The sequence below is a fragment of the Mesorhizobium sp. M0830 genome, assembly GCF_040319965.1.
Taxonomy (GTDB): Bacteria; Pseudomonadota; Alphaproteobacteria; order Rhizobiales; family Rhizobiaceae; genus Mesorhizobium.
The window spans coordinates 24,190-35,563 of record NZ_JAMYOR010000066.1 but is presented as its reverse complement, the minus strand read 5'-3'; the positions used below and the strand labels follow the sequence as shown (position 1 = coordinate 35,563).

The 11,374-nt window shown below is 61.2% G+C and carries 13 protein-coding genes and 1 pseudogene; 7 read left to right on the top strand and 7 right to left on the bottom strand.

Annotated elements, in window-relative coordinates:
- A partial coding sequence (locus NKI20_RS28245) for an arginase family protein (RefSeq protein WP_352836630.1) occupies positions 1 to 696 on the bottom strand: 696 nt, incomplete at its 3' end.
- A 134-nt stretch (positions 697 to 830) separates the two neighbouring features.
- On the opposite strand from NKI20_RS28245, the gene NKI20_RS28240 reads away from it, so the two are divergent.
- The gene (locus NKI20_RS28240; RefSeq protein ID WP_023760289.1) at positions 831 to 1,271 is read left to right on the top strand and encodes an Lrp/AsnC family transcriptional regulator; all 441 of its coding nucleotides are present in this window, start codon (positions 831 to 833) and stop codon (positions 1,269 to 1,271) included.
- On the opposite strand, the gene NKI20_RS28235 is transcribed toward NKI20_RS28240, so the two are convergent.
- Complete coding sequence (locus NKI20_RS28235; protein ID WP_352836627.1) at positions 1,268 to 2,056, bottom strand: ABC transporter ATP-binding protein; 789 nt, start codon at positions 2,054 to 2,056, stop codon at positions 1,268 to 1,270. The genes NKI20_RS28240 and NKI20_RS28235 overlap by 4 nt on opposite strands.
- Positions 2,053 to 2,773 (bottom strand): annotated as a pseudogene (locus NKI20_RS28230) (ABC transporter permease). The gene NKI20_RS28235 and the pseudogene NKI20_RS28230 overlap by 4 nt, the downstream one beginning before the upstream one ends.
- 120 nt (positions 2,774 to 2,893) lie before the next feature.
- Between NKI20_RS28230 and NKI20_RS28225 the strand changes: the two are divergent.
- Positions 2,894 to 3,133, top strand: coding sequence for a hypothetical protein (locus NKI20_RS28225; protein ID WP_156938575.1), 240 nt, complete (start codon positions 2,894 to 2,896; stop codon positions 3,131 to 3,133).
- A gap of 168 nt (positions 3,134 to 3,301) precedes the next feature.
- Here the strand turns inward: NKI20_RS28225 and NKI20_RS28220 are convergent, their stop codons facing one another.
- Genes NKI20_RS28220 through NKI20_RS28205 form a run of 4 tightly spaced genes read right to left on the bottom strand, consistent with a single transcriptional unit; the run spans position 3,302 to position 5,442 of the window.
- The gene (locus NKI20_RS28220; protein ID WP_352836624.1) at positions 3,302 to 3,475 is read right to left on the bottom strand and encodes a hypothetical protein; all 174 of its coding nucleotides are present in this window, start codon (positions 3,473 to 3,475) and stop codon (positions 3,302 to 3,304) included.
- Positions 3,476 to 3,507: 32 nt separating this feature from the next.
- Positions 3,508 to 4,635, bottom strand: a complete 1,128-nt coding sequence (locus NKI20_RS28215) for a WD40 repeat domain-containing protein (protein WP_352836621.1) — start codon at positions 4,633 to 4,635, stop codon at positions 3,508 to 3,510.
- A gap of 13 nt (positions 4,636 to 4,648) precedes the next feature.
- On the bottom strand, positions 4,649 to 4,972 hold the full coding sequence (locus tag NKI20_RS28210; RefSeq protein WP_352836619.1) for a hypothetical protein: 324 nt from the start codon (positions 4,970 to 4,972) through the stop codon (positions 4,649 to 4,651).
- Positions 4,969 to 5,442, bottom strand: coding sequence for a hypothetical protein (locus NKI20_RS28205; protein WP_352836616.1), 474 nt, complete (start codon positions 5,440 to 5,442; stop codon positions 4,969 to 4,971). The genes NKI20_RS28210 and NKI20_RS28205 overlap by 4 nt, the downstream gene beginning before the upstream one ends.
- Before the next feature lie 549 nt (positions 5,443 to 5,991).
- Here NKI20_RS28205 and NKI20_RS28200 point away from each other — a divergent pair.
- The 5 genes from NKI20_RS28200 to NKI20_RS28180 all read left to right on the top strand — a co-directional run bounded on the left by NKI20_RS28200 (position 5,992) and on the right by NKI20_RS28180 (position 11,371).
- Positions 5,992 to 7,665 (top strand): aromatic/alkene/methane monooxygenase hydroxylase/oxygenase subunit alpha, encoded by a 1,674-nt coding sequence (locus NKI20_RS28200; protein WP_023760297.1) that lies wholly within the window; start codon positions 5,992 to 5,994, stop codon positions 7,663 to 7,665.
- A gap of 54 nt (positions 7,666 to 7,719) precedes the next feature.
- Positions 7,720 to 8,781: an NADH:ubiquinone reductase (Na(+)-transporting) subunit F gene (locus NKI20_RS28195; RefSeq protein ID WP_023760298.1), complete on the top strand. Its 1,062-nt coding sequence runs from the start codon at positions 7,720 to 7,722 to the stop codon at positions 8,779 to 8,781.
- A gap of 47 nt (positions 8,782 to 8,828) precedes the next feature.
- Positions 8,829 to 9,887: an aromatic/alkene monooxygenase hydroxylase subunit beta gene (locus NKI20_RS28190; RefSeq protein WP_352836612.1), complete on the top strand. Its 1,059-nt coding sequence runs from the start codon at positions 8,829 to 8,831 to the stop codon at positions 9,885 to 9,887.
- A gap of 16 nt (positions 9,888 to 9,903) precedes the next feature.
- Positions 9,904 to 10,275 carry an MmoB/DmpM family protein gene (locus tag NKI20_RS28185; RefSeq protein WP_352836609.1) on the top strand — a complete coding sequence of 124 codons (372 nt, stop codon included), beginning with the start codon at positions 9,904 to 9,906 and terminating at the stop codon, positions 10,273 to 10,275.
- A 73-nt stretch (positions 10,276 to 10,348) separates the two neighbouring features.
- Positions 10,349 to 11,371 (top strand): amidohydrolase family protein, encoded by a 1,023-nt coding sequence (locus NKI20_RS28180; RefSeq protein ID WP_023760301.1) that lies wholly within the window; start codon positions 10,349 to 10,351, stop codon positions 11,369 to 11,371.
- The last annotated feature ends 3 nt before the right edge of the window (positions 11,372 to 11,374 follow it).

The following is an 11,374-nucleotide window of genomic DNA, read 5'->3' as shown; positions in this document are numbered from 1 at the left end:
CGGGTCGAGGAAGTCAACGTCGAGGCTGACATGCAGCAGCCCGTCCTCTGCAGATACCCGCGCCAGAAAGGCGCGCAGCAGCGGCGCGATGCCATGCTCGTCGATGGCGCGCATGTCGTGCACGGTCACGCCCGCCTGGTTGAGCGCGTGGCGCTCGGCCGGGTCGACACTGCGCAGGCCCATGGTGCAGATGCGCTTGGGATCGACCGCAGCCGGCAGATCCGGAAAATAGCCGCTAAAACCTGGCTGGCCGCTGGCGTAAGCGAGCGGAACGCCGTGCAGATTGCCGCTGGCGGTGGTGTCGAGCGTGTGGAAGTCCGGATGCGCGTCGAGCCACAGCACGAACAGCGGGCGTCCGGCTTCGGCAGCGCGGCGGGCTATGCCCGATACGGTCCCGGCGGATATCGAATGGTCGCCGCCGAGAAAGATAGGCATGGCGTCCTCGCTCGCGGCATAGGCGGCGTGAGCAATCGCGGATGTCCAGGCTGATATCTCGGGCAAGGCCTTCAGTGCCAAATTGCCATGCACGACGCGCCTCGCCGGAGTTGCCTGGACGGCCCCCATATCCTCGACAGCGTGGCCGAGGCCGGACAGCACTTCAGCAAGTCCGGCGGTCCTGAGCGCACTCGGCCCCATCTCGCATCCCATTCTGCCGGCGCCATCCTGCACCGGCGCCCCAACGATTCTGCAACGCATTGTCTGTTCCGCGACCCAATTTCGAATGAGCGCAAGGAGATCATGGCGAGGCGGCGATATGAACAGGCAGAATTGGCAATCCGAGAAGCATTGTTTATCGTGATGGCAGCAAAATTGACCAAAATGGTAGCCCGATGGATGCACTGGACGAACGGCTCGTGACCTTGCTGCGGCATGATGCGCGGCGGAGCGTGTCGGATCTCGCCGTCGATCTCGGTGTCTCGCGCGCCACGGTCAGGGCGCGCATGGAGCGGCTGCAAAGGTCCGGCGAGATCATAGGCTACACGGTGGTCCTGCGCGCCGACGCCGTCGATCAGCGGATCCGCGGCATCATGCTCATCGAGATTGAGGGCCATGCCGCCGACCGCGTGGTGCGGGCACTGGGCGGCTTCCCTGAAGTCTCGACCATCCACACCACCAATGGCCGCTGGGATCTGGTGGTCGAACTCGGGACCGCATCGCTGACGGATTTCGACGCGGTGCTACGGCGCATCCGGCTCATAGCCGGCATAACGGGCAGCGAGACGAGCCTTCTCCTGGCCACGCCGCGCACGACGCGGGCACGATTAACCTAGCTGTGGCCCTGGCCGTTGCTACCGGCCAGAAACTGTCGGAAGCGGTCCGATCGGCTGGCAGTAAAGAGCTCGCCTGGCGGTCCTTCGTCCTCGACCAGACCCTTGTGCAGGAATACGATCTTGCTGGAGACATCTCTGGCGAAACCCATCTCGTGGGTTACCACAAGCATCGTCCTGCCTTCTTCGGCAAGCGCGCGCATGACGCGCAAGACCTCGCCGACAAGTTCGGGATCGAGCGCCGAGGTCGGCTCGTCGAACAGCATAACTTTGGGCCGCTGGGTAAGCGCGCGCGCAATGGCCGCACGTTGCTGCTGGCCGCCGGACAGGTGGGCCGGATAGTGGTTGCGCTTATCGGCAATCCCGACTTTGACCAGCATCGCCTCCGCCTCTTCCACGCATTCCGCACGAGGACGCTTCTGGACGTGGATGGGCGCCTCGATCAGGTTCTCGAGGATTGTCATGTGAGACCAAAGATTGAACCCTTGAAACACCATGCCGACGCGAGCGCGTATTCCCTGGAGCTGCCGCAGATCTGCCGGTCGCGTCTTCCCGCCCTTTTTCTCGAGCAGGATTGTTTCGCCCCCGACCTCTATGCGCCCTTCATCCGGAATTTCCAGCATGTTGATGCAGCGCAACATAGTTGACTTTCCCGATCCAGAAGAACCAAGGATCGAGACTACGTCTCCCTCCCTGGCCTCCAGGGAGATGCCCTTCAAAACCTCCAGATTGCCGAAACGTTTGCGAAGCCCGCTCACGCTGACGGCCGGTTGATGTGGTTTTGTCATCGTGCACCTGTTTGCGCGTCGGCGGGCACCGGTGGCAGCCTCAAATGACCGGTCAGACCGTAGTCAGCCCACTGGAGGAGCCGCGTGACGAGGAAGTTGATCAAGAGGTAGATCGCACCTGCAACAACGAGAATTTTCGATGGCGCGGAAAGACTGGGAGATGAGTTTGGCGGCAAGGCCCGTCACCTCCATCAACGTGATGATCGATGCCAGCGACGTCGCCTTAACCATCAGGATGAACTCGTTGCCGTACGCTGGCAGTGCCTGACGCAGGGCAAGGGGAAAGACGATCCGCCGGTAGAGCACGATGGTGCGCATCCCGCAGGCGCGTGCCGCTTCGATCTGTCCCGTGGGAACCGACAGCAGAGCGCCGCGAATAACCTCGCTCGAATAGGCAGCAGTGTTCAGGCTCAGGGCAATGAGGGCGCACCAGTAGGGCTCGCGCAAAATCGGCCAAAGAATGCTCGTCCTGATCGCCGGAAACTGGCCGAGACCATGGTAGATCAGAAATATCTGCACAAGCAGCGGGGTGGAGCGGAACACGAAGACGTAAAACCGGGTTGGCCAGGCCAGAAGGGTCAGCCCGGACAAGCGCGCCAGAGCCAGCACGATGGCTAGCACAGTTCCGAGCGCTACAGACGAAACCGCCAGTTGCAGCGTCAGCGGGACACCGGTCAGGAGCGTCAGCAGCGTGCCGTACAGGAAAGAGAAGTCCATCATACTGGCCTCGTTCCACGCGTGAGGCGCCAGCGCATCTATACTCCGTCTCGGCTACGGTCGGGCGGGTTTTGCCTTTGGATCAAGTAAGACTAGTTCTCGTATCGGGGGATGAAGGCGATGCGCGACTTACCGAAGAACGTTGACGCCGACGCAGTGATCGAGATCGGCCGCTACCTCGATGATCAAGGGAAGGGAGCGCCCGTTTCTATTGCGGATGCGATCAGGATCGTCCGGAAAACTGCAGGGACCAAGCTGACCGCTGTTGAACTGGAAGAACTGATCCTGGAATGTGCGGCAGCGCGCCATTTGGCAGTGGTTCTGGATTCCCGCGACTGGTCGGCCGTTGCATCATTTTGAAATCGGGGTTGGCGCGGTCTCGCGCTCGGGCAAACTCGTTGGTTGGCCCCGCCGCAAGGCCGCGCCGACCTTATCTCAACCCGGCGCGATTGGCTGACAGGAGGCGAGAAGGCTGTCAGGCTTACGTTGAGGAGCAGCAGCATGCGCCGGACAGTGACGTCCCGCCTTCTAGTTGGTCTTCAATTGACCAACACGGTTCTCGGCAATCCAGCGGGCGGCAAGCACCAAAGCGCCCATACTGAAATCCTTGCCGTGTTTGGCCACCATCTCTTCCGACAGCTTGGCCAGCCGTTCGAAAAATTCGTCCTTGCTCTCGTCCCCTGCGGTGAGTTCGGTCTGCATGTGATCCTCCTGTTTCATGTGGGCTGCGTCCGCTATTTGAACATCTGCGCGGGAAAGGTGACTATCGCGGCGGTGCCATCGACGGAACCCAACGCGAGGTGTCTGCCGTCGCCGGACCAGGCAAGCGCGGTGACGGCGCTGCCCAAAGGCCTGACGAGGAGTTCGTCGCGCGAGCCGATCTGGGCGATGGTGATACGGCCGTTGGCGTAGCCCGCCGCAATCAGTTTCTTCTCCGGGTGTGCCGCCACCGCCTCGACAAGAACCAGCCCGGTGCGGCCTGTCTCCAGCGCACCCGAGGTTTCGCCGCCAACAGGCGGGGCGGTCATCGACCAGCCGGCGATCCGGAACGCGCCCGAGGCAAAGAGCGCATTCGCCGGCTGGCTCCAGCAAACGGTGCGGACCGGCGATGGAAACCCTGCAACGAGGTCTGCTCTTCCATCAGCCAGACTGACCAGGGCAAAGCCGCCGGTTTCGAGCCCGCAGGCCAGCCAGGTGCCGTCTTTGCTCCAGCGGATCGACACCGGGCGCGCGGAAAGGGGGATGTCGCGTATCAAGGCGGCGTCGCCTTCGACCACCCAGATCGACAACCCTTCGCCAAGGCTGCAGGCAAGTCGCCGCCCGCCCGGCGAGAAGGCAAGGGCATATGTCGACGATGTCACATCGCGTTCCAGCCGCGTGGCATCGCCTTGGCCGTGCGACAGGAAGACATCATGCCCGTTGCTGACAGCCGTCATATCCGCTTTGGCGCTGTGATCGATGGCGACGACTCGTCCGTCGATCTTCAGCAGTGCGGCTGCGACGTCACCGCCGGCGGTCATGTGCAGCACTTCGCCGCTGGCCGCGCCGACGAGAAAGCCGGAAGGCGCATAGGTGGCGAGCGGGACGTCGGCGTCACCGAATGCCGCCGTGGCAACCGATGGCACTGGCGGCTTTTCCCTCGGGCGGATCGTCGTCTGGCCGAGATCGTTGCTCACCCTGATCCGCGCTTCCGGCGGCTCGTGATCCGCAATCGCGGCAATGGCGATTGTTCCGTCGACTGCGGTGAAAGCGACAGCCGAGCCGTCGGCGCTGAAGCGCAGATCGGCGACCGCCGACGGCCGCTGCCAACTGCGGCCCAGAAGGTCGAACAAGGTCAGGTTCTGCATTGTCTGCTGGTTCATGCTGTCTCTCCCATCAGTCCTCGTTCGCCGCTGCGGCAAGCTTACGGTCGACGTCCTCGACATCGCCTTCCGCAGCTATGATGCGGTCCTCGCAAGCCGCGCACGCCTGCGTGATCGCCGCCGCGTTCTGCCCTGCCTCATGCAAGTCCCGCACCAGTTGCTCGGTGGCGCCGCTTCTGCCGATTTCGAGTTCCAGGCGCAGCACGTCCATTTCGATGCCGGCGCGTTTCTGGTTGAGGCGCAGTGCTTCCGCGGTAAGCGCCGAGACGCTGGCGACGAGGTCGAGCCGGCGAGCAAGCAGCGCGTCACGCCGGGCTGTGTGGGATCCTCCGGTCATTTTTCGCTCTTCAAAGGTTGCGGTGGTTTTTCGAAGGCCGACAGCAATTTGGGCAACGTGCTGGCCTGCGACTGGAACTGTTTTTCTGCCGTCTCGATGTGGCTCTTGAGCTGGTCCCAGATGTCGACGCGGATCATCGATGTCGTATCGCCGGTCAGGCGCTCGATCTCTTCGACACGGAACTGGCGCGTCAGCGAAACCCCGGAAAACACGAAGTCGCGCAGCAGGATCGCATGGCTTTCGATGAACAGATGGATCATCGGATGCGTCTTTGTGGTGACGCCGCCGGCGGCAAGCTCGGCCCTGATGAAGTCCTGGAAATGGTTCTGCAGGCGGTGTTGGCTCTCGCCCATGAAGCGCATAACGAAGACCAGGTCGCGCGGCATCAGCTTCACGAGATCGCCGGTGACGCCATCGGCATGGCTGGATATTGGCTCGGGCGGTTCCCTTCGGTCTCTATCGTTCGGCATGGTCCTTCTCCAGCGTTAGGCCTGTGCGTGCCCATGACCGTCAAATAGTAGAGATAGACGAATAGTTAAACAGAAATATGAGTTTTGGGATTTGCTGCAATTGCTAACTAAATATGCTGCGCGTGCGAATATACGGCAAATATTACAGGCGTAAGTTACAACTGTAAAAGAACGTTACAGTTGGCTGCCGGGGCGCGAGCCGAAAGAGCGGCAATTTTGCTTTGAGCGCCAGCCATCAGGCTGTTTCGAAACTGGCACGACGCTTGCACTGTTCATTTTCACAAGAAGCCCATCGCGCTTGACGCGGTGCCAAAAGAACGAAGGAACGGAGGAAGCAGAACCGCTTCGATACGCCCATCGCACATGCGGTTGGCGCTGCGGCTCCCTGTCATACGCCTCGAAACCTTTGCCCCGATCCACTTGAACGGCCGGACCTAGGGTCGCGCCTCGACGCGCAACGCTTTGTCATGCCGCTCGCACTCTCACTGGCGGTGCTTGCCGCTTCATGCCGGGGTCAAGGGACCCGCGGCTCAAACCTGGTGGAGGCTTATGACCATGACGTCTCTGACGCTCAACAAGATTACCTCGCAACGCGGAATCTCCGTCGGCGAGGCGACCAAGAAGATTGCCGATCTCGGCTGGAATCCTTCCTACGTCCAGGAAGCGATGACGTTTCCGACCGACTACAAGATCAACAAGACGCCGCGCGACCCGATGAAGCAGGTCCTGCGGTCCTACTTCCCGATGCAGGAAGAGAAGGACAACCGCGTCTATGGCGCGCTCGATGCCGCCTTGCGCGGCGACATGTTCCGCAATGTCGAGCCGCGCTGGGTCGAGTGGATGAAGCTCTTCCTGGCCATCATTCCCTTCCCGGAAATTTCGGCTGCCCGCTCGATGGCGATGGTCGCCCGCATCGCACCTGGCGAGGAACTGCGGACCGGTTTCACCATGCAGATGATCGACGAGTTCCGCCACTCGACCATCCAGATGAATCTGAAGAAATGGTACATGGAGAACTACATCGATCCGGCCGGCTTCGACATCACCGAGGAAGCTTTCGGAAAGTGCTACGCCACCACCATCGGCCGGCAGTTCGCCGAAGGTTTCATCACCGGCGACACCATGACCGCCGCCTGCATGTACCTGACCGTTGTCGCCGAGACCGCCTTCACCAACACGCTGTTCGTCGCCATGCCTTCGGAGGCCGCCCGCAACGGCGACTACGCGCTGCCGACCGTCTTCCTGTCGGTGCAGTCCGACGAGAGCCGGCATATCGGCAATGGCCACTCGCTGCTGATGGCAGCACTCAAGGAGCCGGAAAACCACCTCTTGCTGGAGCGCGACCTGCGTTACGCCTTCTGGCAGAACCATGCGATCGTCGATGCGGCAATCGGCACCTTCATCGAATACGGCACCACCAACCGCGACAAGAACAAGGAATCCTACGCGGAAATGTGGCACCGCTGGATCTATGAGGACTATTATCGCACCTACATGCTGCCGCTCGAGAAATACGGCATCAAGGTCCATCACGACGACGTCCAGGCGGCCTGGGAACGCATCACCAAGAAGAACTATGTTCACAAGGTAGGACAGTTCTTCGCGGTCGGCTGGCCGGTCAATTTCTGGCGCATCGAAGCCCAGACCGACAAGGACTTCGAGTGGTTCGAGCACAAATATCCAGGCTGGTACGCCGAGTTCGGCGATTTCTGGAAATGGTACGCCAAGCTCAGCCACAAGGGCGAGAAGGTGCTGCTGTTCAACAGCGACGTCGGCTACGTCTATCCGCACCGCTGCTGGTCTTGCCTCGTCCCCTGCTTGATCCGCGAGGACATGGTGGTCGGCGAAATCGACGGCCAGCTTCACACCTTCGCCCATGAGCTCGACAAGTGGACCGCAACGGTCGCCTTCGCCGACGAGTATCAGGGTCGTCCGACGCCCGCGATGGGCCGCTTCAGCGGCAAGCGCGAGTGGGAGACGCTCTATGACGGCTGGGATCTGGCCGACGCGATCAAGGACCTGAACTTCGTCCGTTCCGACGGCAAGACGCTGGTTCCGCAGCCGCATCTGCGATTCGACGACAAGGAGATGTGGACGCTTGACGATGTGCGCGGCAACAAGCTCGGGTCGCCGCTCAACGCGCTGCGTGCCATGTCGCCCGCGGACCGCGAGAAGCACCTGGCGGAGTACGCCAAGGGCTTCACCATCACCCCCTGTAACTGATCAGGCCAAAGGGGGGCGGGTTGGTCCCGCCCCTTCCTTTCACTGGAGGTCCGTATGTCGGAAACCCACACGGTCAGGCTCAGCCCGGTTGGCGTCGAATTCGACGTCGAGCATGGCGAAACGGTGCTCAACGCCGCCTTCCGCCAGGGCATTGCCCTGCCGCACGGCTGCAAGGAAGGGCAATGCTCGGCCTGCAAAAGCGTGTTGCTCGAAGGCGAAGTCGACATGCTGAAATACTCGACTTTCGCGCTGAACGACATGGAGAAGGAGAGCGGGCACGTCCTGTTGTGCCGCTGCATCGCCTTCTCCGACCTGGAAGTCGAGCTCCTCAACTACGACGAGGAGATTTTGGCGAAAGCGATCGCCGTGAAGACGTACAAGGGCCGGATTGCTCGGATCGAGCACCTGACCCACGACATTCGCGGCATCGAGATCGAACTCGGCTCCCCAATGAAGTTCTGGGCGGGGCAATATGTCGACATCACGGTTACCACGCAAAAAGGGGAGACGATTACGCGCTCGTTCTCCATGGCAAATACGCCGGACCAAACCGAAAAACTCTCCTTCATCATCAAAAAATATCCTGAGGGAAAGTTTTCCGGAGAACTCGATTCTGGAGGCATCGAAGCCGGAGCCGAAGTCACCGTCGTCGGACCCTACGGAACCTGTTTCCGCCGCGACGAACGGCAAGGACCCCTGATCCTGGTCGGCGCCGGCTCGGGCATGTCGCCGATCTGGTCGATCCTCAACGATCACCTGAAGAGCGGCGAGAAGCGTCCGGTCTATTTCTTCTACGGCGCCCGCACCCGCAACGACCTGTTCTATCTCGACAGGATCGCCGAGCTGGTCGGCAAGCATTCCGACGTCACCTTCATTCCCGTGCTGTCGCACGCCAATGACGACGCCGAATGGCAAGGCGAACGTGGCTTCGTGCACCAGAGTGTGGACGCCATGCTCAAGCAACTGGCGGTCGACGGGCAGGGCGATGTCCATGCCTGTGGCCCGCCGCCGATGATCGATGCGCTGCAGCCGGTCCTGTTCATGAACGGCTTCGAAACCGAGCGGATCTTCTTCGACAAGTTCACCACATCGGCAGGTGCAACGCCGGCCCATTGAGTGCGGCCACGCACGGCCAACCACAACTGCAACAAGGGAGAGAGACTATGCCTGCAACCTCGAGTTCAGTCGGATCCGGAGCCGCCGGCGCGGCGATCTTCGCCGACTCCGACAGCCGGAAATACCGGTATTTCGACCCGAAAGGCCAGCGCGCCACCCACTACGAGGACATGACGGTCGACGTTCAGCCCGACCCGGAACGCTACCTGATCCAGGACTGGATCATCTCCTTTGCCGACGGCAAGGGCGCCTATGTCAAGCAGAACACCGCCGCCCAGAGTTCCAACTGGCACGCCTTCCGCGCGCCCGACCAGGAATGGGAGCGCACGCACTACCAGCGCCAGTCGAAGATCGAGACCATGGTGCAGAGCGTCATCAACAATGCGCGCAAGTCGGGCACGCCGAAGACCTTCGACAAGGCCTGGGTGAAGATCCTGCAGACGCAGCTCGGCGCCTGGAAACATGCCGAATTCGGGCTCGGCACCTCGCTGATGCAGGCGCAGCGTTACGGCTACACCCAGATGATCAACAACGCGACGCTGACCAACTCGTCCTACAAGCTGCGGCTGGCCCAGGACATCACGCTCTATCTCGCCGAGATCGGCATGGACCTGCCCGGCTGGGACGACGAACTCGGCAAGAAGGCCTGGCTCGAGGACAAGAACTGGCAAGGCACGCGCGAGGCGGTCGAGACCATCATGGGCGCGACCGACTATCTCGAGCAGTACTTCGCCATCAACATCATCTTCGAGCCGCTGGTGGGCGAAGTCTTCCGCTCCGGCTTCCTGATGCAGATCGCCGCCGCAAACCACGATTTCATCACGCCGGCGGTGATCTCGGCGGCCGAGGCCGACTACGAGCGCAACCTCGCCAACACGATCGACCTCATGCATCTCCTCGCCAATGACGAGAAGCATGGCGCCGCCAACAAGAAGCTCTTCCAGGGCTGGGTCAAGAAGCACGGCGCGCTCGCCGACAAGGCAGCCACCGGCCTGCAGCCGATCTGGTCGATGCCGCATTCCAAGCCGGTCGCCTTCGCCGATGTCCGCGCCAAATCCGAAGAGCGGATTGGCCAGATCCTCGGCGAACTCGGCCTCAAGCGCTGAAACAGGAGAAATCGTCATGTCACTAGCAGCACGCGACGCAACGCACTCCAACATCTTCAAGGCGATGAAGGACATCACCTTCGAGCAGACGATTTCGCACCAGTGCGGCGTCACCATGAACGACTCGGTCGAGGCTCGCGCCATCGCCGAATTCATGGGCCAGAAGCCGGGGGTGACCATCACCTACCAGCCGGCGCTGATCCGCATTGATGGCATCGGCAAGCTGATCTTCAAGATGGATGCGATCGGCGAATATCTCGGCCGCGAGATTTCGGCCGAGACCTTCGAGGTCAACACCTCCACCCATTACGGCCGCATGGTTCGCGTCGACGACAACACCGTAATCCTGTTCGGCAATATGGACGAGATGTTCGAATACATCGAATAGCCGCCCCCAAAAATCTGGCGCGCCGTTGCATGCGGCGCGCCGACCCGTCAACGCGATCATTGTGGAGGCAAGTATGTACAGGACACCGGAAGGCAAGGACATTTTCGTGGTCGACGGCCACACCCATTTCTGGGACGGCAGCCCGGAAAACCAGAAAAATATCCACGGCAAGCAGTTCATCGAATGCTTCTATGCCTATCACACGGGCTTGAGCCCGAAGGAACAGCTGTGGGAGAAGAGCAAGTTCGAGAAATACAGCGCCGACGATCTCTATCGCGACCTGTTCATCGACGGTCCCGATGACGTGGCGATCGTGCAGTCGACCTATCTCAAGGACTTCTACAAGAACGGCTTCAACACGATCGAGCGCAACGCCGAGGTGGCCAAGCGCTATCCCGAGCGTTTCATCGTCAACGGCGCCTTTGATCCGCGCGACGGCGAGAAGGCGCTCGAATACATCCACTTCCTCAAGGAGACCTACAACGTCAAGGGCGTGAAGATGTACACGGCCGAATGGAACGGCGCTTCCAAGGGCTGGAAGCTCACCGATCCCGATGCCTACAAGTGTTTCGAACTCTGCGACAAGCTCGGCATCAGGAACATCCACGTCCACAAGGGCCCGACGATCATCCCGCTCAGCAAGGATGCCTTCGACGTCCATGACGTCGACCACGCGGCGACAGATTTCCAGAACCTCAACTGGATCGTCGAACATTGCGGCCTGCCGCGCCTCGACGATTTCTGCTGGATCGCGACGCAGGAAACCAATGTCTATGGCGGCCTGGCGGTAGCGCTGCCCTTCATCCATTCCCGCCCGCGCTATTTCGGCGAGGTCATCGCCGAACTGCTGTTCTGGCTCGGGCCGGAGAAGATCCTGTTCGGTTCCGACTACGCGATCTGGACGCCGCGTTGGCTGGTCGAGAAGTTCTGGGCCTACCAGATCCCGGAGGACATCGCCGCCGAACGTGGTGTGCAACTGACCGACGAGATCAAGGAGAAGATCCTCGGCCTCAACGCCGCGCGTCTCTACAACATCGACGTCGAAGCCAAGAAGAAGGCGCTCGCCAGTTCGCCCTTCAGCATCGCGGCGGAGTAGGAG

Excerpts from the sequence above, each read along its gene's own strand:
- NKI20_RS28235 (WP_352836627.1), bottom strand. The coding sequence starts at position 2,056 with ATGACAAAACCACATCAACCGGCCGTCAGCGTGAGCGGGCTTCGCAAA.
- NKI20_RS28240 (WP_023760289.1), top strand. The coding sequence starts at position 831 with ATGGATGCACTGGACGAACGGCTCGTGACCTTGCTGCGGCATGATGCG.
- NKI20_RS28180 (WP_023760301.1), top strand. The coding sequence starts at position 10,349 with ATGTACAGGACACCGGAAGGCAAGGACATTTTCGTGGTCGACGGCCAC.
- NKI20_RS28195 (WP_023760298.1), top strand. The coding sequence starts at position 7,720 with ATGTCGGAAACCCACACGGTCAGGCTCAGCCCGGTTGGCGTCGAATTC.
- NKI20_RS28220 (WP_352836624.1), bottom strand. The coding sequence starts at position 3,475 with ATGCAGACCGAACTCACCGCAGGGGACGAGAGCAAGGACGAATTTTTC.
- NKI20_RS28200 (WP_023760297.1), top strand. The coding sequence starts at position 5,992 with ATGACCATGACGTCTCTGACGCTCAACAAGATTACCTCGCAACGCGGA.
- NKI20_RS28185 (WP_352836609.1), top strand. The coding sequence starts at position 9,904 with ATGTCACTAGCAGCACGCGACGCAACGCACTCCAACATCTTCAAGGCG.
- NKI20_RS28210 (WP_352836619.1), bottom strand. The coding sequence starts at position 4,972 with ATGACCGGAGGATCCCACACAGCCCGGCGTGACGCGCTGCTTGCTCGC.
- NKI20_RS28190 (WP_352836612.1), top strand. The coding sequence starts at position 8,829 with ATGCCTGCAACCTCGAGTTCAGTCGGATCCGGAGCCGCCGGCGCGGCG.
- NKI20_RS28205 (WP_352836616.1), bottom strand. The coding sequence starts at position 5,442 with ATGCCGAACGATAGAGACCGAAGGGAACCGCCCGAGCCAATATCCAGC.
- NKI20_RS28215 (WP_352836621.1), bottom strand. The coding sequence starts at position 4,635 with ATGAACCAGCAGACAATGCAGAACCTGACCTTGTTCGACCTTCTGGGC.
- NKI20_RS28225 (WP_156938575.1), top strand. The coding sequence starts at position 2,894 with ATGCGCGACTTACCGAAGAACGTTGACGCCGACGCAGTGATCGAGATC.